Annotated in this window: 19 protein-coding genes; 17 read left to right on the forward strand and 2 right to left on the reverse strand. The window is 63.7% G+C overall.

Features of this window, described 5'->3' with window-relative positions; translation table 11 throughout:
* The first annotated feature begins 269 nt into the window (after positions 1–269).
* The 6 genes from AC07NV_RS09440 (at position 270) to AC07NV_RS09465 (ending at position 8,919) form a co-directional block, all read left to right on the forward strand.
* Positions 270–1,436 (forward strand): acyl-CoA dehydrogenase family protein, encoded by a 1,167-nt coding sequence (locus tag AC07NV_RS09440; RefSeq protein ID WP_495166092.1) that lies wholly within the window; start codon positions 270–272, stop codon positions 1,434–1,436.
* Positions 1,437–1,467: 31 nt separating this feature from the next.
* Entirely contained in the window at positions 1,468–3,687 is a 2,220-nt protein-coding gene (locus AC07NV_RS09445) for a peroxisomal multifunctional enzyme type 2 (protein ID WP_495166093.1), read from the forward strand.
* A gap of 30 nt (positions 3,688–3,717) precedes the next feature.
* Positions 3,718–4,215: a DUF4442 domain-containing protein gene (locus AC07NV_RS09450; protein WP_495166094.1), complete on the forward strand. Its 498-nt coding sequence runs from the start codon at positions 3,718–3,720 to the stop codon at positions 4,213–4,215.
* A 53-nt stretch (positions 4,216–4,268) separates the two neighbouring features.
* A complete protein-coding gene (locus AC07NV_RS09455) occupies positions 4,269–5,819 on the forward strand; it encodes a long-chain-fatty-acid--CoA ligase (RefSeq protein WP_495166095.1) in 1,551 nt (516 codons plus the stop codon).
* Positions 5,820–5,852: 33 nt separating this feature from the next.
* A complete protein-coding gene (locus AC07NV_RS09460) occupies positions 5,853–6,632 on the forward strand; it encodes an enoyl-CoA hydratase-related protein (RefSeq protein ID WP_495166096.1) in 780 nt (259 codons plus the stop codon).
* Between the two features lie 130 nt (positions 6,633–6,762).
* Entirely contained in the window at positions 6,763–8,919 is a 2,157-nt protein-coding gene (locus AC07NV_RS09465; RefSeq protein WP_495166097.1) for a TonB-dependent receptor, read from the forward strand.
* Positions 8,920–8,969: 50 nt separating this feature from the next.
* Here AC07NV_RS09465 and AC07NV_RS09470 read toward each other — a convergent pair whose 3' ends face one another.
* On the reverse strand, positions 8,970–10,112 hold the full coding sequence (locus tag AC07NV_RS09470; protein ID WP_495166098.1) for a CaiB/BaiF CoA transferase family protein: 1,143 nt from the start codon (positions 10,110–10,112) through the stop codon (positions 8,970–8,972).
* A 93-nt stretch (positions 10,113–10,205) separates the two neighbouring features.
* Here AC07NV_RS09470 and AC07NV_RS09475 point away from each other — a divergent pair, with 93 nt between their 5' ends.
* The 6 genes from AC07NV_RS09475 (at position 10,206) to AC07NV_RS09500 (ending at position 14,748) form a co-directional block, all read left to right on the forward strand.
* On the forward strand, positions 10,206–11,099 hold the full coding sequence (locus AC07NV_RS09475; protein WP_495166099.1) for a LysR family transcriptional regulator: 894 nt from the start codon (positions 10,206–10,208) through the stop codon (positions 11,097–11,099).
* A 137-nt stretch (positions 11,100–11,236) separates the two neighbouring features.
* The gene (locus AC07NV_RS09480; protein WP_495166100.1) at positions 11,237–12,427 is read left to right on the forward strand and encodes a lipid-transfer protein; all 1,191 of its coding nucleotides are present in this window, start codon (positions 11,237–11,239) and stop codon (positions 12,425–12,427) included.
* A 137-nt stretch (positions 12,428–12,564) separates the two neighbouring features.
* The gene (locus AC07NV_RS09485; protein ID WP_495166101.1) at positions 12,565–12,690 is read left to right on the forward strand and encodes a hypothetical protein; all 126 of its coding nucleotides are present in this window, start codon (positions 12,565–12,567) and stop codon (positions 12,688–12,690) included.
* 113 nt (positions 12,691–12,803) lie between these two features.
* Entirely contained in the window at positions 12,804–13,247 is a 444-nt protein-coding gene (locus tag AC07NV_RS09490) for a hypothetical protein (RefSeq protein WP_495166102.1), read from the forward strand.
* A 157-nt stretch (positions 13,248–13,404) separates the two neighbouring features.
* Complete coding sequence (locus AC07NV_RS09495; protein WP_495166103.1) at positions 13,405–13,743, forward strand: hypothetical protein; 339 nt, start codon at positions 13,405–13,407, stop codon at positions 13,741–13,743.
* An 84-nt stretch (positions 13,744–13,827) separates the two neighbouring features.
* The gene (locus tag AC07NV_RS09500; protein ID WP_495166104.1) at positions 13,828–14,748 is read left to right on the forward strand and encodes a M14 family metallopeptidase; all 921 of its coding nucleotides are present in this window, start codon (positions 13,828–13,830) and stop codon (positions 14,746–14,748) included.
* A gap of 31 nt (positions 14,749–14,779) precedes the next feature.
* On the opposite strand, the gene AC07NV_RS09505 is transcribed toward AC07NV_RS09500, so the two are convergent.
* A complete protein-coding gene (locus AC07NV_RS09505; RefSeq protein ID WP_495166105.1) occupies positions 14,780–17,551 on the reverse strand; it encodes a M13 family metallopeptidase in 2,772 nt (923 codons plus the stop codon).
* A 218-nt stretch (positions 17,552–17,769) separates the two neighbouring features.
* Between AC07NV_RS09505 and AC07NV_RS09510 the strand changes: the two genes are divergently transcribed.
* The 5 genes from AC07NV_RS09510 to AC07NV_RS09530 all read left to right on the forward strand — a co-directional run bounded on the left by AC07NV_RS09510 (position 17,770) and on the right by AC07NV_RS09530 (position 25,631).
* Positions 17,770–18,345, forward strand: coding sequence for an RNA polymerase sigma factor (locus tag AC07NV_RS09510; protein WP_495166106.1), 576 nt, complete (start codon positions 17,770–17,772; stop codon positions 18,343–18,345).
* Positions 18,320–19,288, forward strand: coding sequence for a FecR family protein (locus AC07NV_RS09515; protein ID WP_495166107.1), 969 nt, complete (start codon positions 18,320–18,322; stop codon positions 19,286–19,288). Before AC07NV_RS09510 ends, AC07NV_RS09515 begins: the two co-directional genes overlap by 26 nt.
* 111 nt (positions 19,289–19,399) lie before the next feature.
* Entirely contained in the window at positions 19,400–22,615 is a 3,216-nt protein-coding gene (locus tag AC07NV_RS09520) for a TonB-dependent receptor (protein ID WP_495166108.1), read from the forward strand.
* A gap of 23 nt (positions 22,616–22,638) precedes the next feature.
* Entirely contained in the window at positions 22,639–23,148 is a 510-nt protein-coding gene (locus tag AC07NV_RS09525) for a hypothetical protein (RefSeq protein WP_495166109.1), read from the forward strand.
* The gene (locus tag AC07NV_RS09530; protein ID WP_495166110.1) at positions 23,145–25,631 is read left to right on the forward strand and encodes a prolyl oligopeptidase family serine peptidase; all 2,487 of its coding nucleotides are present in this window, start codon (positions 23,145–23,147) and stop codon (positions 25,629–25,631) included. The genes AC07NV_RS09525 and AC07NV_RS09530 overlap by 4 nt, the downstream gene beginning before the upstream one ends.
* Positions 25,632–25,634: the final 3 nt, after the last annotated feature.

Below are 25,634 nucleotides of genomic sequence, written 5' to 3' on the forward strand. Positions count from 1 at the left end.
ATCGGGAAAGCCCGCCCTTCACTTGAAACTCAGACACTGGTCCGGCAGCCACTAGCAGGGGTCGATCATACAGATCGCCGTCGCCTTTCTCCATTTGGCACGGAGGATAGGGAGCGCCGCATCCCCGTGACGCTTGCGTGTATACTATTCCCGGAAGGCATAAGATCTCACAAGAATGAATTGGACTGCCTCCCCGCTTTCCAACACCTTCCGGCCCATTCGCACATGCTGTCACGACGACGGACAAAGACGATGGGTTTGGAGAGTTGATGTCGGAAGATAATCGCCCCTGGATGGATGAAGAGCTGTTGCTGCTGCGCGACGCCGCGTCGCGCTTTCTGGCGCAGGAAATGATGCCGCAGCGCGAACGCTGGGAAGCCGAAGGCATTGTCGACCGGGCGTCATGGCGCAAGATGGGCGAAGCGGGCCTGCTATGCGCGAGCATCCCCGAAGCCTATGGCGGCGCGGGCGGTACCTATGCCCATGACATCGTCATTTTCGAGGAAATGGCGCGGGCCGGCCTGACTGGCGGCCTCGGCGGCGGGGTCGGCGTGCATGCGGGCATCGTCGCGCATTATATCCTCTCCTACGGCAGCGAGGAGCAGAAGCTGCACTGGCTGCCAAAGCTCGCCTCGGGCGAGACGATCGGTGCGATCGCGATGACCGAACCGGGCACCGGTTCGGACCTCCAGGCGATACGCACCACTGCGAAGCGCGATGGCGATCATTATGTGATCGACGGGTCGAAGACCTTCATCAGCAACGGCCAGAATGCCGACCTCATTATCGTCGTCGCGCGGACCGGCAGCGAAGCGGGTGCGAAGAGCCTGTCGCTGATCATTGTCGAGGCCGACGATCCCGATCAGGCTGGCGGGTTCCGCCGCGGCCGCAATCTCCACAAGATCGGGATGAGCGCCCAGGACACATCCGAGCTGTTCTTCGACGGCGTTCGCGTGCCCGCGGGCAATTTGCTCGGCGAGACCCCGGGCCAGGGCTTTACCCAGCTCATGGTCCAGCTTGCGTGGGAGCGGTTGCAGCTGGCGATCATGGGTGCGGTCCATATCGAGGAAGCGGTCCGCATGACGACCGCTTATACCAAGGAGCGCAAAGCGTTCGGCAAGCCGCTTTTCGACTTCCAGAACAGCCAGTTCAAGCTGGCCGAATGCGCGACCGTCGCCAGTGTTGCGCGAACCTTCGTCGATCAGATGATCGTGCGCCTGCTCGCGGGTGAACTCGACGCCGAAACCGCCGCGATGGCCAAGCTCTGGGTATCCGAACAGCAATGCCAGGTCGTCGACGAGTGCCTGCAGCTGTTCGGCGGCTATGGTTATATGACCGAATATCCGATCGCGCGGCTTTACGCCGATGTCCGCGTCGGCCGCATCTTTGGCGGCACCAGCGAAATCATGAAGACCATCATCGCGCGCTCGCTTTGACGCGCCCCCTTTGCATGAAATGGACGGAAAAATGACTGAGCAACTTCGTTTTGACAACAAGGTCGTGATCATCACCGGCGCAGGCGCGGGTCTGGGGCGCCAGCACGCGCTGATGTTCGGTGCACGCGGCGCCAAAGTCGTTGTCAACGATCTGGGCGGCGATATCGCAGGTGGCGGCAAATCCTCCGCCGCGGCCGACAGCGTCGTCGAGGAAATCAAGGCGCTGGGCGGCGAAGCCGTCGCCAATTATGACTCGGTCGAGGATGGCGCAAAGATCGTGCAGACCGCGCTCGATGCGTTCGGGACGGTCGATGTGCTGGTCAACAACGCTGGCATCCTGCGCGACACCAGCTTTGCCAAGATGACCGAGGCCGACTGGGACCTGATCCTGCGCATTCACCTCGGCGGCACCAAGGCGGTGACACAGGCCGCCTGGCCGATCCTGCGCGACAAGGCCTATGGCCGCATCGTGATGACGACGTCGGCCGCGGGCATCTACGGCAATTTCGGGCAGGCCAATTATTCGGCGGCGAAGCTCGGCATCTATGGCCTCGCGAACACGCTGGCCGAAGAAGGGCGTGCGAAGAATATCCTCGTCAACACGATCGCGCCGATCGCCGCCTCGCGGCTGACCGAAACCGCCTTTCCCGAGGAATTCCTCGCCAATCTCAAGCCCGAAGCGGTCAGCCCGCTGGTCGGATGGCTCGCGCACGAAAGCTGCACCGAAACCAAGGGGCTGTTCGAGGTCGGCGCGGGCTATATCGCGAAGCTCCGCTGGGAAAGAACCCGCGGCCACAGCTTTGGCACCGACCGCGCCTTCACCCCCGACGATGTCGCGCGGTTATGGGGCAAGATCGGCAATTTTGACGACGCCGAGTATCCGGTGACGGTCAACGACACCTTCACCGCGGTGATGCAGGCAGTGAACACCAAGACATTGGGCGGTAATGAATTTATCGACCTCGATGTGGCGACGCGCGAGGAGCTGGTGCTCGAATCCACTTATGACGAGCGCGACCTCGCGATCTATGCGCTGGGCGTTGGTGCCGCGCGCGATCCGATGGACGATGACGAGCGCAAGTTCGTCTACGAACTCGGCGATTTTCATGCGCTGCCGACGTGGGGGGTGATGCCGCAGTCGAACGCGATGCTGGCGCAGGCAAAGGACGGCGGGCTGAAGCTGCCGGGGATGAATTACGGCTTCGACCGCGTGCTCCACGGCGAGCAATATACCGAAGTACGAGGGCCGCTCCCCAAGGCGGCGAAGCTCAAGCATATCTTCAAGTTCAAACACGCTTATGACAAGGATCCGCACGCGGTTGTCGTGTTCGGCGTCAGCACGGTCGACGAGCATGGCGAAGAGATTGTCTACAACGAAATGACGACCTTCGTGAAAGGCGCCGGCGGCTGGGGCGGCGATCGCGGCCCGTCGGCCGACATCAACAGCCCGCCCGATCGCGAACCCGATGCGGTGATCGAGGAAGCGACCGACGTCAACCAGACGCTGCTCTATCGCCTCTCGGGCGACTGGAACCCGCTCCACGCCGACCCGGCGTTCGCCAAGGCCTTTGGTTATGACAAGCCGATCCTGCACGGCCTGTGCACCTTCGGCCATGTCGGCCGCCATGTGGTGAAGGCAATGCTGGGCAATGATCCGCGCAAGTTCAAGAGCATCAAGGTACGCTTCGCCGAGCCGGTCTTCCCCGGCGAGACGCTGGTGACGAAGATGTGGAAGGAAGCCGGCAACCGCGTGATCGTCGAGACGAGCGTCAAGGAACGCGGCAAGGTGGTGATCAAGAACGCCGCAGTCGAATTCTATGACGAAATACCCGTTCGCAAATCGAAGGATGCGGCCCCGACCACCGCAGCTGAGCCCGATAAGGTAATCCCCCAGGACGTGTTCGCGGTGATCGCCGACCATGTTGCCGGGAATCCCGACTTGGCTGCCAAGGTCGGCACGGCGTTTCAGTTCAAGCTCAACAATCCTGCATCGAACTGGATCCTCGACCTGACGACCGGCGCCGACGCCGTTCGCGAAGGCATCGCCGACAAGGCCGATTGCACGATCGAACTCGACGCGGACCTGTTGCATACCGTCGTGACCGCGCCGCTCGCCGACGTCCAGAAGCTGTTTTTCGGCGGACAGATGAAGGTCGGCGGCGATATCATGGCATCGAACAAGCTCACCGAACTTTCGGTGATCGATCCGGCCCGGTATGAAGAAGCGAAAGCTCGACGCTTGGCGGTTTGACCCCGTGCGCCGGCTTTCGGAGGAGAGGCGATGATGTTCGATGAAGCCAGTGTGGAAGCCGCGCTCAGCCGCCTCTGCCCTCTTTACGCGCATATCGACCTTCGCGTGGAATCGGTCCGCGACGGCATCTATCGCTGCCGCGTTCCGCTCAACCCCGCGAACGGCAATCATCTCAACACCGTCCATGCCGCGATCCAGTGGGCAGCGGCGGAGATGCTGGGCGGTCTGGTGGTGATGCGCACCTTTGGCCCCGAACGCCTTGCGTCGATGTATGGCGCGGTTCAGTCGGTCTCGATCGATTTCAAGCGCCCCGCGCGATCGGCGATCATTGCCGAAGCGATGTTCGACGAGCAGGAAGCCGAAAAAATCGGCACGCTGATGGATGCCGGCGAGGACGCTAGCTTTCGCCTCCACGCCGTCGTTCGTGATGAAAGCGGAGTCACCGTGGCGGTGACCGAGGCGGTCTATATCGTGCGCCCCCTGCGCCCGGCCGCGCCCGATCCCCGGCTGGATCAGGCCGCAGTGTAAAAGCGAAACGACATAACCGACCGCCACAAGCGCGGCTGTGGAGAGGAAGAACCATGTATCTGACGCAAGGCGTTCATCGATCGGTCCAGATCAACGGCAACCGCACCGCGACATCGTTCAAGGGACGCAAACGGAACTGGCGCGAATTTGCCGACCGCGTCGCGCGGCTGGCCGGGGCGCTGCGGGCGCTCGGTGTCGGGCCGGGCGACCGCGTGTCGATGCTGGCGCATAATTCGGATCGCTATGTCGAGCATTATTATGCGGTGTTCTGGATCGGCGCAGTCGCGGTCCCGGTCAACACGCGCTGGAGCATGGCCGAAATCCTCTATTCGCTCGACGATTCGACGCCGTCGGTGCTGCTGTTCGACGATAGCTTCATCGATCAGGCAGCCTCGCTCCGCGACGAGGCCCAGTCGTTGCAGCACTATATCTATGCGGGCGAAGCCGCGGCGCCCGACTGGGCGCATGACTATGAGCGGCTGGTTGCCGACACCGCGCCGGTCGAAGACATAAGGCACGGCGGCGAAGCGCTGGCGGCGATCATGTACACCGGCGGGACGACGGGTTTCCCCAAGGGCGTCATGCTGAGCCACGCCGGGCTGATCTCGAGCGTTCAGTCGATGGGCGCGATCACGCGGCCGAACCGCCACTCGGTTACCCTGCACGCCCCGCCGCTGTTCCACATGGCCGCAGCGGCGATGATGTTTTCGACGACCTTTTTTGGCGGATGCCATTCGATCATTCCCGGATTTGTCCCTGCCCTCGTCTGCGAAGCAATCGCGACCGACCGGATCACCGACGTCCTGCTGGTCCCGACGATGGTGAAAATGCTGCTCGATCATTGCGACGAGTATGGCGGCGACCTGTCGTCGATCCGAACGCTCGTTTATGGCGCTGCGCCGATGCCCGAACCGGTGCTCCGCCGCGCCATCGCGGCCCTACCCGACGCGCAGATTTTTCACGGCTATGGCCAGACCGAATTGTCGCCGGGGGCGACGATCCTGTCGCCCGAATATCAGCGGCTCGACGGGGACACGTCAAAGCTCGGCTCGGTCGGCCATGCGCTCCCCGGGGTCGATGTGAAAGTCGCCGCCGACGACGGCAGCGAGCGCGAGCGCGGCGAGGTCGGGCATGTCTGGGTTCGCGGGCCCAACAGCATGATGGGCTATTGGAACAAGCCCGACGTCACCGCCGCTACGATCGTCGACGGCTGGGTGCTCACTGGCGACGCGGGCTATATGGACCCCGACGGCTTTTTGTTCATCGTCGACCGGGTCAAGGATATGATCATCTCGGGCGGCGAAAATGTCTTTTCCGCCGAGGTCGAAAATGCCGTGCTCAAACATCCCGCGATCGCCGATTGCGCGGTAATCGGCGTGCCCGACGACCAGTGGGGCGAGCGCGTGCATGCGATCATCGTGCCGCGCGCGGGACAGAGTATATCCCTCGATGTCCTGACTGCGCACTGCAAGACGCTGATCGCGGGCTATAAATGCCCGCGCTCCTGCGACGTCCGCGAGGAGCCCCTCCCCCTCTCGGCAGCGGGCAAGGTGCTGAAGACCGAACTGCGCGCACCCTATTGGGCGAAACAGGACGCGGCCTGACGCCACCCCCAATGCCGAAAGCGAGATGCGATCATGTCTGACGCCATCCTGTACGCCCTCGATCGCGATGTCGCGACGATCACCTTCAACCGCCCCGAGCGGTTAAATGCCCTGACCTTTGGGATGATCGACGATTTGTCGGCAATGCTCGATCGCGCAGTCGCAGAGGGCGCGCGGTGCCTGCTGCTGACCGGCAACGGGCGCGGCTTTTCGACCGGCGCCGATCTCCAGGATATGGATCTCGATGCCTTTGCGCAGGACATCGATCAAATATTCGTCGACCAGCTCAATCCGGGCTTCGAGAAGCTCGCGAACCTGCCCATTCCCATCGTCACCGCGGTGAATGGCCCGGCGGCAGGCGCGGGTTGCTCGCTTGCCCTTTACGGCGATTTTGTCATCGCCGCGCGATCGGCTTATTTCTATCAGTCGTTCGCCAATATCGGCCTGGTACCCGACGCCGGGGCAACATGGATCATCCCGCGGCTGATTGGACTCCAGCGCGCAGCCAGGATGCTGCTGCTCGGCGAAAAGATCGGCGCCGAGCAGGCCTCTGAATGGGGTATGATCCATGCCTGCGTCGACGATACCGAGCTTGCCGACACCGCGCGCGCATTGGCGGATCGTCTCGCGATGGGGGCGACGACGTCCTACCGGCTGATCCGGCATGGGATGCGCGCGGCGCTCCATTCGAGCTTCTCGGACGCACTGGCGATGGAGGGCGAGAACCAGCATGCGGCCGCCCAGACCGCGGATTTCCGTGAAGGCGTCACGTCTTTTCGCGAACGCCGTTCGCCGAATTTCTGCGGCGCATGAGGATAGCACGCCCTACGTCGCGATATGACTAACAGGAATAACTCAGCAGCAGTTTGAATTGGACGCTTTTCATCCCGCGCCCGACACTCAACCCTCGAAAAAATAGAATATCGAGGGAGAGGAATTGCTGATGAGGAATATCTGGCTGCTGGCGGGCGCATCGTTGCTCTGCCCCGGAACGGCGTTCGCGCAAACCGGAACCGATCCGGAACCGCAAGGCTCGACCGCCGCACTCGCGGACGAGATCATCGTGACCGCCACCAAAAAGGGTTATGGCGAGAATGTCCAGGATGTGCCGATCGCGGTGACCGCTTATGGCGAAGCGCAGCTCGACGCCAAATTCGTCCAGAACCTGCAAAGCCTGAGCTACGACGTTCCCAACGTCCAGCTCGAGGATGTCGGCACGACCCCCGGCTATGCGAATTTCTCGATCCGCGGGCTTGGCATTAACAGCTCGATCCCCTCGATCGACCCGACCGTCGGGGTCTTCATCGACGGCGTCTATCTCGGCATCAACGCGGGTGTCGTCTTCGACAATTTCGACATCGAAGGGCTCGAAGTGTTGCGCGGCCCACAGGGGCTGCTGTTCGGACGCAACGTCACCGGCGGCGCGGTCGTCGTACGCACCTCGCGGCCGAGCTTCGATTTCGAATTCCGGGGCAAGGCCTCGGTCGAAACGGGGCTCAAAAAGACCGTCAGCGGCGTCGTGACGGGTCCGATCGTCGGCGACGTCGTCGCAGCAAAACTGGCGGTCTATTACAGCGACGACAATGGGTGGCATCGCAACCGCTTCGACGGCAAAAGCTTTGGCAAGGCGAAGGACCTGATCATCCGCCCAGCGATATCGATCCAGGGCGGCGAGGATTTCCGCATGGATATCCGCTACGAGCATGGCGAGGCCAAGGGCGACGGCCCCGCCGGCCAGAACCATGGATTGTTCCGCCCCGGCAGTTTCGATTTCTCGATCAACAACCGCGGTTTCTATGACAATAGGTGGGACCAGGCGAGCGTCGAGACCAATATCGACGTCCGTTTCGGCGAAGGCGTCATCACCAATATCGCGGGCTATCGAAGCTATCGATCCAACGGATCGTCCGACATCGACGCGACCCCCAATTCGCTGTTCCACGCGAACCTCGCAATCGACCAGAACCAGCTCAGCGACGAGCTCCGCTATGCGGGCAAGTTCGGCAAAGTCGATGTCACCACCGGGCTCTATTATTTCACGCAGGACATCCGCTACGGCGAGTATCGGAGCCTCTTGGGTGGCCGCCAGATCGTCTCGGGCGGCGGCGCGCAGGACCAGACGACGTGGGGTGTCTTCGCTTCGGCTGACTGGCATTTGAACGACACGCTGACGCTGAATATCGGCGGGCGCTATACCTGGGAACGCAAGGCGGTGCAGGTATCGACGCTCCGCCCCAATGGGTGCAATCTCGACACGCTGATCTGCGCGACCAATTTTACCGACAGCGACAAATGGAAGGGCTTCACCCCGAAGATCGGCCTGCAATGGCAGCCGAGCGAGGATACGCAGGTCTATGGCCTTTACACCCGCGGTTTTCGCAGCGGCGGCTATAATCTGCGCAACACCGACCCCAGCATAGCGCCGGGACCGTTCGATCAGGAAACGCAGGACAGTTTCGAACTCGGCGTGAAACAGCAGTTCGGCCGCAACCGGATCAATGTCGCCGGCTTTTACAACCGGCTGAAGGATCTCCAGCGCGAGATCAACTTCCCGGGGCCGCTTGGCGTCAGCCAGGTGATCCGCAACACCGCCGATGCGACGATCAAGGGGATCGAGGCCGAGGCGCTGTTCTTCATCCTGCCGAACCTCGCGCTGTCGGGGCAGTTTGGCTATGTCGACGGTCAGTATCGCAACGTCCAGTTCGACATCAGCGGCGACGGCGTCATCAACGACATCGATCGCGGGCTGAAACTGCCGCGTCTTGCCCCGTGGACCTATGGCGCGGGACTGACCTTCGATCAGCGCATCGGTTCGCTCGGCACCGCGACCGCGCGGGTCAGCTATAACCATCGCGATGCATCGGCCTTTACCGACAATAATCTCGGCCTGCTTCTGGGTGCCGATATGGTCGACGCCAGCCTGACGCTGGCGACTGCCGACAGCCGCTGGAAATTCTCGATCTACGGCCGCAACCTGCTGAACGAAGCGACGATCGGCGGCGACACCCAGCTTCCAACCGCCTTTGGCGGCATCGGCGCCAGCTTCTCGCCGCTCAACAAGGGACGCGTGATCGGCGGCGAGATCGCGGTCAGCTTCTGACCTGGTGAAACGAGGCGCGGTCGCACATTGCGCGACCGCGCCTCGTTCGCTTATTTGCCTATGATACCGCCAGCCTCCAGCTCGGCGATGCGCGCGGGAGAGTAGCCGAGCTTGGCCAGCATCTCGGCCGTATCTTCCCCGGCCCTTTGCGACATCCGCGGCAAGTCATTGGGCGTTCCGGCATAGCGCGGCGCGGGCGCAGGCTGGGTCCTCCCATCGATCGTCAGAAAGGTTTCGCGTTGCCGGTTATGCGGATGCAATGGGGCTTCGGCCAACGACAGGACCGGCGCAAAACAGGCGTCACTTCCTTCGAGCAAGGTGCACCATTGATCGCGGGTGCGGGTCCGGAAAATCCGGTCGAGCGATACGCGCATCTCTGGCCATGTCTTCGCGTCGAAATGATTACGCGGCAGGTCGGTCGCCTCCGCCAGCCTGAGCAATTCCTGATAGAATTGCGGCTCCACCGGCCCAATCGCGATGAACTTGCCGTCGGCGGTTTCATAGCTGTCGTAAAATGGCGCACCCGTATCGAGCAGATTGGCCCCGCGCTCGTCGCGCCATTGCCCCGCCCCATACAGCGACCAGGTCATGCTCGCCAGCACCGCCGCGCCGTCGACCATCGCGCAATCGATCGCCTGCCCCCGCCCGCTTTCGCGGGCATGGAGGATCGCGCTGACCATCCCGAAAGCGAGCATCATTCCGCCGCCGCCGAAATCGCCGACCGCGTTGGCGGGCGGGGTCGGCTTGTCGCCGGCGCGGCCATAGGTGTGGAGATTGCCCGACAGCGCAATATAGTTGATGTCGTGCCCTGCCGCCTGCGCATAAGGGCCTTCCTGCCCCCATCCCGTCATCCGGCCGTAAACCAGCCGGGGATTGTCGTGCAGCAGGATGTCGGGGCCAAGGCCCAGACGCTCCATCACCCCCGGGCGAAACCCCTCGATCAGCCCATCGGCATCGCGGCACAGGTCGCGGACAATCGCGACGCCTTCGGGCGACTTCAGGTCGATAGTGACCGATCGGCGCGAGCGCGCCAATATGTCGGTAGCCACCCCGGGAGCGAAGGCGGGCCCGCCGCCGGGGCGCTCGATGCGGATCACCTCGGCGCCATGATCGGCGAGCATCATGCCGCAAAAGGGTCCCGGTCCGATGCCGGCGATCTCGATAATACGCAGTCCAGCCAAGGGGCCCGCCATAATCTCTCTCCTCGTTGAAAGCGGAAAGATTGGCGCAGCAACGGCCCTTGCCCTAATTCATTATCTTCGCGAATCATGCCTCGGAGGAATGATATGCTCGATTCCCGGTTAAAACATGCGGTGGCGGTGGGAAGGCTCGGTTCCTTCTCGCGCGCGGCGGACGATGTCGGGGTCACGCAATCGGCGGTGACGAAAAGCGTTGCCGATCTCGAGCGGCAGCTTGGCTATCCCTTGTTCCACCGAACCTCGCGCGGTGCGCTGCTGACCGAAGAGGGGCGCGATTTCATCGACCGCGCCTCGCGCCTCCTGTCCGACGCCGCCGAATTGGTGGGCGACACCGAACGGAGCGCCGACCCGTATAAAGGGCTTTTGCGGATCGGCATCTTTCCCGGCTCGCTCGAATGGATGCTCACCGAACCGCTGATGGCGCTGCTGCGCCACCGCCCCAGCATTCGGATCGAAATGGTGACGGGGACCAGCGAACGCGGCATCCAGCTCCTGACCCGCGGCGATATCGATGTCGCATTCGGCATGCACGCGGCGTTCGCCAACTGGGCCCAGTTCAAGTGCGAGAAGATGGGCGTGCTCGACGCGATCCCCTTTGTCCGCCGCGATCATCCGATCCTGGCGATGGGACCGGTGACGGTGGACACGCTCACCCAGTTCGATTTTGTCGTGCCCTCATCCTCGGAACCTTACACAACCGCGGTGCGCCAGATGTATGAAGCCAGCGGGCAAGCCTTGGGCGATCGCCTGCACGTTATGGATTTCTTCCCTCTCATCCTGCGCTTGGTCGCCTCATCGGATACGATCGGTTTCGTTGCGGCTGAGGTTGCGAACAGTCGTCGATTCCAGGAGCGGTACGTGGCGCTGAGCGGCACATACCTCTTTCAAGGCCCGACGGTATGCTGCGCGGTCCGCGCTCGCTGGCCCGCAAAACCGGCAACCCGCGCGATGATCGCACAGGTCCGTCAGATGCTCGGTTAAGCCGCAGAGTCGGTGGCCGGCTCCCTGCGACACATTATTCCAGTGAAGAATAGTGCGGCACCGTTTTGAATTGGACGCACGCTCCTCGCGCACCCGATAAGCTCGGAAGAAATAGCAACTCCGACGGAGAGTATGAAATGGCGAAATCTGAACGCGAAGTCCTTGTCGCCGGTGTTGGCATGGTCCCCTTCACCAAGCCGGGCGCGGGCCCAGCCTATGACGAAATGGGGCCGCAAGCGATCCGCCTCGCGCTCGCCGACAGCGGCATCGACTATGCTGATGTCGAACAGGCTTATGCCGGCTATGTCTATGGCGACAGCTGCTGCGGCCAGCGCGTCGTCTATCAGGTCGGGCTGACCGGCATCCCGGTGTTCAACGTCAACAACAATTGCTCGACCGGCTCGACCGCGCTCTATCTGGCGCGGCAGGCGGTTGCCAGCGGCGCGGTGGATTGTGCCATCGCGGTCGGCTTCGAACAGATGACGCCGGGCGCGCTCGGCGCGACCTTCACCGACCGGCCCAGCCCTTTCATCGATTTCAACACCGCGACCGATGCGCTCGTCGACACCGAACTGCCGCTCGCGCTCAAATATTTCGGCGGCGCCGGTCTGTCGCATATGCAGAAATATGGCACGACGATGCAGGATTTCGCCAGGATCCGCGCCAAGGCGAGCCGCCATGCGGTGAACAACCCGCTCTCGGTCTTCCGCAAGGAGATGACCGAGGAGGATGTGCTGGGCGAGCAGCTGATCTGGCCCGGCGTGATGACGCGCCCCATGGCCTGTCCGCCCACTTGCGGCGCCGCCGCCGCCATCCTCGTCTCACCCGAATTCGCGAGGCGCAACGGTTTGACGCCGGGCGTGCGGATCGCCGCACAGGCAATGGTCTCGGACCAGCCGTCGACCTTCGATGCCAACGACATGATGCAGGTCGTCGGTTATGACATGACCGGCCGCGCGGCGCGGCAAGTCTATGAGGCCGCCGGCGTCGGTCCCGAGGACATTCGCGTCGTCGAACTGCACGACTGCTTCGCGCATAATGAGCTCATCACATACGAAGGGCTCGGCCTGTGCCCCGAGGGCGGGGCGCAGAAATTTATCGCCGATGGCGACAACAGCTATGGCGGGCGCGTCGTCACCAATCCGTCGGGCGGACTCTTGTCCAAGGGCCACCCGCTCGGCGCCACCGGCCTTGCCCAGTGCTATGAACTGACCCACCAGCTACGCGGTTCGGCCGAAGCGCGCCAGGTCGATGGCATAAGCCATGCCCTGCAGCATAATCTGGGCCTCGGCGGAGCGTGCGTCGTCACGCTCTACGAAAGGATCTGAGAAAAATGGTCGAGGGCTCGGCATCGTGACAAACCATGCTAATCGACGCCGCGCCTCGCACACGCTGGAATTCTCCGCTCGTCGAATGCGACATGGAGCTTATTGCAACGTGGATCGTGACGTCCTGAACTGGTTGAATGAGCGGCTTCAAAGGCGGTTGGATTCGTGCCGGAATGGCCATGACAAAAGGGCCGGCGGTCGTTTTCGCGTACCGCTGGAATGACCGCTTTCGGGCGCAAGTCCATCATCGCCTGAACGACTGACATCAGGCGCGAAGCAGACGTCCTTCTTCCTCGCTTCTTTCGAAAGCCTGGCGACAGCGTCAACGGCTCGCATGCCGACGGACCGCCAGGCAACAAATTGCGCACGTGGGTCCTTGCTGATCGCACGGCGCATCGGCATGGTGAGTCACGAGGCTCACCCGAAAGAGGAGAGCGCTGCCCGGAACCGGGTTAAGGATAGGAGGATGCGAATGAATGTCCCTGCAAGGGGCGATGCCGCAGCACGCGAGCGTCACCGGACTTTGGACTTTATCGGGCTTCGGGCTCACGCGACCGCCGTCGGCCTGATCCAGCTTTGCGAAGAATTGCTGAATGCTGGCGTATTGAGCGCCGAGGGTCTCGACCGCATCAAGGGCGCGATCTGTTCCGAATTGGCTGTCGGAAAACGCGCCCGGGTTTCCGAACAACGCGAATTCGACGATGTGCTGCGGCGCCGGATCGACGCGGTCTTTCCCATCGCACCCGGCGAACCGGCTCGCGACAATATCGGACCTCTCGAAGAGTTCGAGGATGCGCTTGGCGGATATCACGGCGCCTGACCCTCGCGCCGCGGAACGGGTGTGGATATTCTATCGGCGGGAATGAACCGCTGACGTCAGGCCCGTTGCGAACTCCCGGGTTGAAGATGCCCTTGTGGTAATGCTGGCCACATCCGGATAGGGGGGCGGCGTACGTTCAGGCAATTCAGGCAGACACATGGCCCGCAAACATTCGAAACATGATCCCTATGGAGACTTGCACCGCGAGGAGAAGCCTCCGGCGGAAATCATATCCTGCTGGCTCTGCGGCCGGCCGACGGGCAAGACCATTGTCTGGCATCATCCTGTACCGAAGAGCCGCGGCGGCCGCGATGTCGTTCCGATGCACGCTATTTGCCAGCAGACGCTGACCGCGAATTTTACCAATTCCGAACTGCAGCGCCACGGGATGGACGTGGAGGGCCTGCTGGCCCACCCAAGCGTGCGCAAATTTGTCGATTGGGTGGCGAACAAGGACCCCGATTTCACAGCGACCACGGCCAAGAAGCAACGCTGATCAGCCGGCGCCTTCTGGCGGCGAGCAGACTGGCTTCGTGCGCAGGATCGCCTTCCCGATACCCGCAATTTCGGAGAGAATGAGATGAGCAGTTCCAGCCTTTATCCTGTGGGGACCTCGGGTCAGCCGTGGGGCAAAAGCGAGATTGACCAATGGCGAGAGAGGCAATCGCGCCAGCGCCGCTACGACGTCGATGTCGTACCGCGCATCGACGGTTTGGCCGATCGCTACGAGAAGCTGGCTTATGGTCAGCTCGACTATGCCGGGGAGCGGTACACGCTGTTCGCGCTCCGCGATCGAAACTTCGATCCTGCGCTACCCACAGCACTGGTGACCGGCGGCGTGCATGGATATGAAACCAGCGGCGTCCTTGGCGCGCTCGAATTTCTCGAGACGAGCGCACCTGACTATGCCGGCAAGATCAACCTTCTGGTAGCCCCTTGCGTCAGCCCGTGGGCCTATGAGCGCATCAATCGCTGGAACTATGACGCCATCGATCCCAATCGGAATTTCCGTGCCGATGGACCGGCGCGCGAAGCGACCGCGCTGATCGAGCTCGTCCGGTCCGTGCAGGGTCCGTTTCTGATGCACATCGACCTCCACGAGACGACGGATAGCGACGCCAATGAATTCGGCCCCGCGCTCGCCGCGCGCGACGGCAAGGGTTACCAGACCGAAACCATTCCCGATGGCTTCTATCTGGTCGACGACAGCGAAAATCCGCAGCCAGAATTCCAGCAATCGATTATCGCCGCGGTTGAACGAGTGACCCATATCGCCCCCGCGGATGCGGATGGCGAGATCATCGGTTCGACCGTCGTGGCAAAGGGCGTGATCGAATATCCGCTGAAAAAGCTGGCACTATGCACTTCGATCACCGGCGCGCGCTATACGACGACGACCGAGGTCTACCCCGACAGCCCGCGCACGACGCCGGAGGAATGCATTCAGGCGCAGGTGGCATCGGTCCGCGCGGCGCTGGACTTCGCCCTGACACACCCCTGACGAGGCCAACCACGCCGCCGCGCTGGCGTCGTCACCAGATCCGTACCCGTTCTTCCGGAGGCACATACATGGCGTCGGAGGGGACCACACCAAACACATCGTACCAGGCGTCGATGTTGCGCACGACGCCGTTGACGCGAAACTGTTCGGCCGCATGCGAATCGAGCAGGATACGCAGCCGCGCCGTCTCGTCACGCTGGCGCGAACGCCAGAGCTGGGCAAAGGCATGGAAAAAACGCTGGTCGCCGGTCAGGCCGTCGATCACCGGTGCGGGCTTGCCGCCCAGCGACATGCGATAGGCGTCGAACGCAAGGACCGCGCCGCCGAGATCGGCGATATTTTCGGCCATGGTGAGATCGCCGTTGAGCGGAAAACCGGGGAGCGGTTCATAGCGCGAATATTGCGCGCCCAGCTTCTTTGCCTCGGCGTGGAACAGTACGTCGTCGCGCGCCGTCCACCAGTCGCGAACGGCACCGCTGGCATCGTAGCGGCGACCGATCGTATCGAAGGCATGGCTGAGCTCATGCCCGATGACCGCACCGATCGCGGCATAGTTGGCGGCAGGATCGGCGGCGGGATCGAAGAAAGGCGGCTGCATGAGCGCTGCGGTGAACAACACTTCGTTGCGGCTGCCGTTATAGGTCGCATCGACCAGCGCGGGGGTGATCTGCCACTCGGACCGGTCGACGCGGCCGCCAAGACGGCGGACACGATAGTCCCAGTCGAACGCCCTACCCCGCCGCAGATTGCCATAGGCATCGGCGCCGTCGACTTCGAGCCCGGCATAGTCGCGCCAGTTGTCGGGGGAGCCAATCTTGCGAAGCAGGCCGGCCAGCTTCGCTTGGGCTTCCCGGCGCGTTTCGGGCTCCATGCGATCGAGCCGATCGATCCGCGCCGCCGCCGCCTTTTCCAGATTCGCCAGCAACTGCGTCACCGCCTGGCGGGTCGCCAGCGGCAGGTGCCGTTCGACATAGCGCCGGTTCAGCGCATCGCTCATCATTCGATCGAGCGTCACGACCGCGCTGCGCCAGCGCGCCGGCATCGTCGGCGTACCCTGAATGGCCTTGTCGCGGAAGGCAAAGCGGGCGTCGCGAAAGCGCTTCGGCAAGACGTCCGCCGCATTGTCGGCCATCGCGAAGGCCTGCCAGGCCTGCAGCGTCTCGACCGGCGTGCGCGCGAACAGCGCGGCGAGCGAGGCGATCGCGCTGTCCTGCGCCAGCACGATCCGCTCGACCTTCTCCAACCCGGTCCCGGCGAGGAAGCCGCGCCAGTCAAAGCCCGGCGCCGACGCCTCCAGCTCCACGAGCGACATGGGATGATGATTGCGGGCGGGGTCGAGGCTGTCGACGCGGCTCCAGCTGTTGCGTGCAACCTCGGCCTCCAGCGCCGCGACCGCCTTCGCGGCGCGCGCGGGCTGCTTCCAGCCCGCCAGCTCGAGCATGGTCGCGACATAGGTTTCGAACCCGCGGACGTCCTCGGCGTAGCGCGGATCGAGATAATAATCGCGGTCGGGCAGTGACAAGCCACCTTGCAGAATCTGGACGGCGTAGCGGTCGGAATCGTCCGCATCGGCGCGGATGCGGAGCTGGAAGAGCGAGCCTGCGAAGCTGCGGTTGGCCCGGCCCATAAGAGCGGCCAGCGTCGCCCGGTCGCGCGCGGCGCGGACAGGGGCAAGATCGGCATCGAGCGGCGCGGTTCCCAGCATCTCGATCCGCGCTTCATCCATATAGGCGGCATAGAAGCGGCCGAGCGCATCCGGGCTGGAGGCACTCGCGGCGTCGACCAGTATCGCGTTCTGCCGCTCGCGCGACAGATCGTCGAGAATCGAGAACCAGTTCTGGCGCGGTCTATCGGCCGGGATTTCGAGCCCGGCAACCGCGGCCCCCTGCGCGAAACGATAGAAATCGTCGCCCGGACGGACTCCCGCCTCGCCCGCGCCGGGTTCGAGCCCCCATGTGCCATAGGCAGGCGACGCCGATGCGACCGGCTTCCCGGCGGCGAGCGTGTCATGGGCAATTTGCTGCAGCGCCTTGGCCTGTGCCGGCGAAATGCCGAGTTCGGACGCCGCCTGCTCCTTCTCTCCCAATATGCGCGGGTCCTTTCCGGTCACGCTGCCAAAGACAACCAGCGCTTCGAGATAGTAGCCGTGGGTGCTGCCATGATAATGGTCGGGTGCCCATAAATCGACCTGACCGGGGGTGATGCCGTCATAGGGATTGGGGTCCGCGACACCGCTCTCCATCGCCCGCGTCCACGCCTCTCCGACCGGAATGACACCGCGGATCGCGGGGGTGCGTGCCGCCGCAAGATCATAGGCGCGGCGGATATCGAGCGCCATCGCAGCGATCGGCTGGCCATACCAATGGCCGCCCGGCACATGGGTCTGATCGGCGCGCGACCAGGTCGCGGTCAACCGCACCTGCACGCCCGGATTATATCGCTGGACAAGCTCGGTGAGGCGTCCGGCATAGACGATCGTCGATTCCGGGTCGCCGGGCTTTTCTTTGTCGAGCATACTCTGGCCCTGCAGCACAACATGATCCCACGGCCGACCGACCACTTCCGCCTTTTCGGCCAGGTGGAAATCGAGTCCCTTGCTGGGCGCCGTCTCCAGACTGACGTCGAAGTCGAGCCCGGCCTGACGCGTGAACATTTCGAACAGCGCGGGGACGCCGCCGATTCGTTCGCCGTTGAGATCGGTCACGATGTCGGGGCGGTACTGCTGGACCGGCGAATAAGCACCATAGGTGAAACTGTTGCCGACAAAAAGGATCGTCTCCGCTCCAGCAGGGCTAGCGCACAAAGTAGAAATTAAGGCAGAAGCGCATAGTAAAATTTTGATATTCATCGATAATCCCGCAGATTTCGGCGTTGAATTGTACCAAGCATGCTGCCCCGAAATCCCCCGATCAAGACCCGAAAAAATATAGTCGATTTGGCTAAGGAACCAGCTTCGCCGTTCGTCTAACAAGATCAGCCCGTCGAAATTCGGGGCGGAATTCAGGAGGGCGGAACGGACGGATGAGCGAGCGGCATCAGCGCCTTGTGGCCTGGGTTTCGTCCCAGGTGATGCCGCACGAGCCAGCGGTCCGCGCCTGGCTTAAAAGGTCGATGGTGTCGGGAGAGGATGCCGACGACCTGATTCAGGAAGCTTATGCGAGCCTCGCGTCGCTCGACGCCTTCGAGCAGATTGTGCGACCCGACGGCTATTTCTTTCAGATCGTTCGCAACCTGCTCACCGACCAGATCCGCCGCGCGCGCATCGTCCGCATCGAGAGCGTAGCGGAAATGGACACGCTGAAGGCGCCATCGGACGATCCCTCGCCCGAGCGCGTCACCGCGGCAAAGCGCGAGCTCGAGATGGTGCAGCGGGTTATCGCCGGGCTGCCCGAACGGTGCCGGCGGATATTCGAGATGCGCAAGATCGAGGGCCTGTCCCAGCGGGAGATCGCGGACAGGCTCAAGGTCAGTGAAAATATTGTGGAAAATGACGGGGTGAAGGGCCTCCGCCTGATCATGCAGGCGATGCGTGAGAGCGGCGAGCTTCGAACTCCGGGAGAGAAGGCAGGCAATGGGCAAGCGGCAAAGCGCGTCTGAAATAGAGGAGCAGGCGGCCACCTGGATCTGGCGGCTCGACCGCGAAGGTCGCACGCCCATGCTTCTCGCCGAACTCGACGGCTGGCTTGGCGCGGATACGCGCCGCCGCGGCGCGTTGCTGCAGGCCGAAGCGACATGGATGATGCTCGACCGTGCGAGCCAGATTCCCGTGACCGAGGATGTGTCGTCCGCGCCTGCAATGGAGCCCCGTCGCTGGTGGCGCCGCGCATGGTTCGGCGTTGGCGGCTCGATCGCGGCATCGATTGCGGCCGCCTTTCTTTTCCTCCTGCAGCCCGATGCGCGCTACGATACCGGGGTCGGCGAGATTCGCCGCGTGCAACTCGCGGACGGTTCGTCGGTGGTGATCAACACGCAGAGCGCGGTGGATTTTGACGAGAAGGCGCGGCGCCGGATCGTCCGGATGACGCACGGCGAGGCGTGGTTCAAGGTGGCCAAGGACCGCACGCGGCCCTTCGTCGTCGAGGCGGGAAGCGTGCGCGTGCAGGCGGTCGGCACCGCATTTTCGGTGCGACGCAGGACCAACGGCGCGGAAATACTCGTGACCGAAGGTGTCGTCGAAACCTGGGTGACCGGCGCCGAGGGCCACCGCGTGCGCATCGCAGCCGGCGAGCGCGGCTTTGTCGCCGACAATGCCGCAATCCGGACCCGGGCGGCCGAGCCGACTGAAATCGATCGCACGCTGGCATGGCGAAACGGCAAGATCGACCTTCACGGCGAAACGCTCGGCTGGGCGGCCGCCGAGTTCAATCGATACAATAGCCGTGACCAGATCGTCGTTCACCCGTCAATTGCCGGCGAGCGACTGTTCGGGGTGTTCCGCACCGACGACCCGCACGGCTTTGCCGCCGCCGTCGCGATCAGTCTGGGCGACAAGGTATCGCGGACGGCGGACGGCACGATCATGCTTTCGCCCGCCAATTAGGCCACCCGCACGTCGATGACGAAAAAAAGACGGTTTGCGGAAAAGGAAATGGCACCGTCCGCCGTCTGTATCTTCGGGGCGTAATTGCGCGACGTTATCGAAGGGGGTTCTATGTCTTTCCGGTCCATCCATCTACACGCGGGTTTGTCCGCCACGGCGGTTGTCGCGTCGATCATGCTCGCCACGCCCGCTGCGGCACAGGTCAAGCGCTTCGACCTTGCGGCCCAGCCGGCTGCGGCCGGTGTCGCCGCGTTCGCGCGTCAAGGCGACGTGCAGGTTCTGATCTCCGCGAAAGACGCGCGTGGACGCCGCACCAATGCCGTGCGCGGAACGCTGAATGTCTCGCAGGCCCTCGACCAACTGCTGCGCGGGACCGGTCTGGTTGCGCGCCTGACGGGATCGCAAACCTATACGGTTGTCGCGGACCGGCAACCGGTGGCCGAACCCGCGTCGGTGACCGAAACGGTCGAGCCCGAACCGATCCTCGTCACCGGGTCGCGCATCCGCGCCACGACAAAGCAGGCCCCCGCCCCCATCATGGTGGTCAAGGGCACGGACATTCTCGGCAAGACCGGGCGCATCTCGCTCGGCGACGAAATCAACGAACTGCCGCAGTTCCGTTCGACGCTGTCGCAGGCCGCCTCGACGGGGAACCAGCCGCCCAGCCAGGTCGGCCTCAATCAGCTCGATCTTCGCGGCCTCGGCACATCGCGCACGTTGGTACTGCAGAACGGCCGGCGTCATGTCGCCGGGTCGCAGGTCGTTTCACAACCCGACATCAACGCCATTCCGGTCGAACTGCTCGATCATGTCGAGATCCTGACCGGCGGTGCTTCGGCGGTCTATGGCGCCGACGCGATCGCGGGCGTGGTCAACTTCGTGATCAAGGATGATTTCGAGGGAGTCGCCGCGCGCGCGCAGGGCGGCATCAGCGCCCGGGGCGACGCCGGAGCCTATATGGCATCGATCACCGCCGGGACGAATTTCGCCGACGGCCGGGGGAATGTTGCGGCGAGCGTGTCCTTTTCCCAGCGCGAGCAACTCCGCTACAGCGCGCGCTCCTTCTCGCGCGACCAGGCGAGCTTCGTGCCCAACATCCTCGATACCGATCGCACCGCTCCTCCCGGTACACCGGCCGACGGCATTCCCGACCAGATATTGATCAAGAAATTGCGACTGCTCGCCAACTCCAATGGCGGAACCGTCGTGCGCAGCACGACGACCAACCCGCCTGCCATTTACCGGTTTGCGCCCAACGGCAGCTTGAACCCGGCCAATTTCGGCAACGGCCATTTTCTGCCGCTCGCGCCGGTCAGCGACGGCGGCGACGGGCTCAACTCGATCGGCACCGCCACCCTGTTGCCCGATAACCAGCGCATCGCGTTCAACCTGTTTGGTCATTACGACCTGACGGACTCGATCCGGCTGTTCGCCGAGGGCAAGATGAACCGGCAAAAGGCGAGCACCTGGGGTCAGGCAACGGCGAGCACGCTGACCATTTCGACCGACAACCCCTTCCTGACCGATCAGGCAAAAGCGGTGCTTTCCACGCTGATCCCCGGCGGCGGCACCTTCAGCATGAACCGCGTCAACGATGACATCGGCGTTCAGGGCGAACGGACCGAACGGACGACATGGCGCGGCGTGGTCGGTCTGAAGGGAGACCTTTCGGATCGCTGGAACTTCGAAATCTCCTATAATTACGGCCGCACCGAAATCACGTCGGACTTCCTTAACAGCATCTATCCCGCCCGCCTGACGCTTGCTGCCGACGCGGTGCGTGACACCGCGGGCGTACTGGGAACCCGCGGCGCCATCGTCTGCCGCGCCCGGCTCCAGGCCGGCGGCGTTGCGACCGGGAATGCAGCGATCGACACTTGCGTCGCCGCCAATCTGTTCGGCAACGGGGCCATCAGCGACGCCGCGCGCGACTATGTCAGCGTCGACACGCGCGCCACGGGCTTGTTGCAGCAACATATTGTGAGCGGGTTCATCGGCGGCGACACCGGGGGCTTCTTCACCCTCCCCGGCGGGCCGGTCAAACTCGTCGCGGGTTTCGAATATCGCGACGAAAGCACGCGTTACGCGCCCGATGCCCGTGACCTTTCGGGCCAGACGAGCTTCGTCGGCTTCCAGCCGATCAGGGGCTCGCTCGACGTGATCGAAGGCTATGGCGAAGTGAAGCTGCCGCTGCTCGCCGATGTCCCCGGCGCACGGCTGCTCGAGTTCAGCGGCGCGGTCCGCGTCGCCAAATACAGCCTCGCCGGCGTCAATACCGAAATATCGTGGGGCGGCGGTGCGGTCTACGAACCTCTGGACGGGCTGCGGTTTCGCGGTTCCTATCAGCGGGCGGCCCGCGCACCGAACCTGGCCGAACTGTTCCAGCCGACGGTGGGGACGCGTTTCAGCGTTCTGGATCCCTGCTCGGTCGGTAACCTCAATCAGGGCACCTCGACGCGGACAGACAATTGCCGGGCGCTCGGCATCCCCGTCGGCTTCGTCGCCGGCACGATCGGTTCGACGGTTCCGGGCTCGACCGGTGGCAATCCCGATCTCGATGTCGAAAAGGGCACGACCTGGACAGCCGGCGTCGTGCTGATGCCGCGCTTCCTGCCCGGCTTCTCGCTGACCGTCGACTATTATAATATCAAACTGACCGACGCGATCACCTCGATCCCGGTGAACACGATCATCAACCAGTGCGTGGATTCGCCGACGACCGCGAACGTCTTCTGTCCGCTGATCACCCGCAATGCCACGACGCACGAGATCACCGATATCCGGCAGCGCGCGGTCAACCTGACCAAGCTGACCGCATCGGGCATCGACGTCGAGGCGGCCTATGGCCTTCCGGTCGGACCCGGACGGCTCGATTTTCGCGCCGCGGCGAGTTATGTGATCAAGCGCGACGATTATCTGTCGCCGACCCAGCCGGACTTTCCCACCCAGCAGGTCGAAACGGTCTCGCGGCCGCGCCTTTCTGCGAATTTCAGCACCACCCTCAGCCTCGGCTCGCTCAGCATCGGCCACGACGTGCGCTATTTCTCCAGCCAGTATCGCGGACCGGTCGCCAATTTCGAAAGCGTTGGCGGCAAACCCCCGCTGAACCCGGACTCGCTGCCCCCCGAATATCGCAAGACCGGTGATCGCTTTGTCCATGACCTGCGGCTCGGTGCGACGATCGGCGACAGCAGCGAATTCTATTTCGGCGTCGACAATCTTTTCGACAGCAAGCCGCCGCTCGGCATCTATGGCGCGGGCTTTGGCGGGGCCAATTTCGATAACGTCGGGCGCTTTTTCTACACCGGCGTTTCGCTCAAATTCTGACATCGGCCAGCCAGGAGGCGACCATGCGATCCATCACGAAGCGACTGACTTTCGCGGCCGTACTGCTCGCTGCGTCGCAGCCTGCGCTAGCCCTTGATCCCAGCTGGACCGGCACCTGGCGCGGCGTGCTCGAAAATTATCCCGGCAAGCAGGGCGCTGAGCGGATCGACGTGACCTTCGAAGCGGGCAAGCTGCCGGAGAAGGAAGGCGACTGCACCACGTGGCGTACGCGCTACCTCGCCGGCGCGGAAACCCGCCATCTCAAGGACTACCGCCTTTGCCGGCTGGCGGGGGACGGCGAATATACCGTCGATGAAGGCGATGGCATCAAGCTGCCCACGCGGCTGCTCGGCGACACGCTCTATGCGATCTTCAAGTTCGACAATCATCTGCTGACCGTCATCACGCGCAAGCGCGGCGATGCGCTTGAGCAGGAGATTATCTCGGCCGACGATCAGCCGGCGAGCAGCGGCGTGGTTACGCTCCACCCGCGCTCGGTCCAGCGGAGCAAGCTGCATCGGGTCCAGCCGTGAGGGCATGGCGGGCGCTGCTCGTGGCGGCCCCCGCGGTGCTGCTGATCGCAGCCGCGCCGCCGCAAAGCGATGACCCGTTTCTCTGGATGGAAGAGGTGCAGGGTCCGCGTGCGCTCGATTGGGTCGGGCACCAGAACGCCCGGTCGAAAAAAATACTGGAAGCCGGCAAGAATTTTCAACGCTGGCAGGAAGAAGCCGGCACGATCCTGAACGATCGCAATCGGCTGGCCATCCCGCAGCCGGCGGGTTCGAACATCCTGAATTTCTGGCAGGATACCAAAAACATACGCGGGATATGGCGCACCGCGGACCGGCAGAGCTTCGCAGGCGGCGAACCGCAATGGCGGACATTGCTCGACCTCGACGCCCTTGCCGCGGAGGAAAAGCGCAACTGGGTGTGGCGCGGTGCCACCTGCCTCGGCCCCGATTATCGGCGCTGCATGGTCGCCTTGTCCGACGGCGGAAAGGATGCGGTCGTCTGGCGCGAGTTCGATCTGGCGCAGTCACATTTCGTCGCCGACGGCTTCGTTACGGCAGAGGCCAAGACCGATATCGTCTGGCAGGACGCCGATCATCTGCTGCTGGTGTCCGATTTCGGCGAAGGCACTCTCAACACGTCGGGTTACGGGCGGCAGCTCCGGCGCTGGACGCGCGACCACCCGCTGGCGGACGCGGCGCTGGTCTATGAGGCGCCGTCGACCGACGTCTGGCTGCGCCCGATCGTCGAGCGCGACGGCGACACCCGCCATGTGCTGATCCAGCGCAATCGCACGACCTGGGCCTCCCAATTGCTGTATCTCGCGAGCGACGGGCGCACGCATGCCGTTCCATTGCCCGAAGATGCGACCTATCGCGCCATCATCGGCGACCGGTTGATCGCACAGCTGCAATCGACGCTCCGCGCCGGCGGCCGCGAACTGGGCGCGGGCACGCTCGTCGCCTACCGCCTCGGCGACCCCGCCGCGACGCTCGAGCCGGTCTACGAGCCCGCCGCCGGCGAGGCGGTCGTCTCCGTCGCCGCGACGCGATCGACGCTTTATGTCTCCCTGCTCCACAATGTCTCAGCGCGATTGATCGCACTTCGCCAGAATGCAGAGGGCTGGCGGTCGACGGCGGTGCCCGTCGCCCCCGACAGCGCGCTCGGATTTGCCGGCGCGGACCGCGACGGAGAGAGTTTCTTCTACATCGTCCAGGGGCTCACCCGGCCCGAGACACTCTACGCCCTTGCCGATGGATCGGCGCCGCGCCGCGTCGCGTCGGTGCCGCCCCGCTTCGACGCCGCGCGCTACACCGCCGAACAGCGATGGGCGGTGTCGGACGACGGCACCCGCATACCCTATTTCCTCGTTCGCCCGCGCGACGCGAAAGGGCCGATTCCGACGCTCGTCAGCGCTTATGGCGGCTTTCGCCAGCCATCGCTGCCGACATATCTACCCGCGATGGGCCAGCTGTGGGTCGAGGCGGGGAACGCCTATGCCATCGCCAACATCCGCGGCGGCGGCGAGTTTGGTCCCTTCTGGCACGCCGCAGCGGTCGGCGCGGGACGGCAACGGTCGTTCGACGACCTGCACGCAGTCGCCGCGGCGCTGCGGTCGTCCCGCGCCGCATCGACCGTCGGCATCTATGGCGGATCGAACGGCGGCCTGCTCGTTGGCGCGGCCCTGTTGCAGCAGCCGGGCCTATACGACGCCGCGGTGATGAATGTGCCGCTGACCGACATGAAACGGTACAGCAAGCTGCTCGCGGGCGCCTCGTGGATGGCCGAATATGGCGACCCCGATCGCGCCGAAGACTGGGGCTGGCTTCGCCGCTATTCGCCCTATCACAATATCCTGCCCCACCGCGTCTATCCGCGTCCTTTCATCCTGACCTCGACCAAGGATGACCGCGTCCACCCGGCCCATGCGCGGAAATTCGCCGCGCGGCTGGAGGAACAGGGACATGCCTTCTACTATTACGAAAATGTCGACGGCGGCCATGCGGGAACCGCCAATCGCAGCGAGCAGGCGTATCGTACCGCGCTGATCCTGACCTATCTGGAACGCGAACTCGGCCGCAAACCCGCGCCGCCCACAACAACCCTCGATGCCACAGCCCTGAATGCGCAACAGGCGTATCTGTCCGGCCCGGCAGCCGGTCCGGGATGGACGTCGACGGCGAGCGGGCTTCGCTACCGCATCCTCCGCACTGCCGACGCGAACGCCCCCCGGCCGCAGCCCGACGACCGCGTCACGGTCCATTATGAAGGGCGCTTAATCGACGGGCGCGTTTTTGACAGCTCCTATGCGCGCGGCGAGCCCGTCAGCTTCCCCGTCGCCGGCGTGGTCCGGGGATGGCGCGAAGCCTTGCCCTTGATGCGCGTGGGCGAGCAGTGGGAAATCGCCCTTCCCGCCTATCTGGGCTATGGGTTTGTCGGCCGGGGCGAAATTCCGGGCGGCGCCACGCTGATCTTCAAGATCGAGCTGCTGGCTCTGGCGCAATAGCGG

This window comes from Sphingopyxis sp. GW821-FHT10B01 (assembly GCF_059415685.1).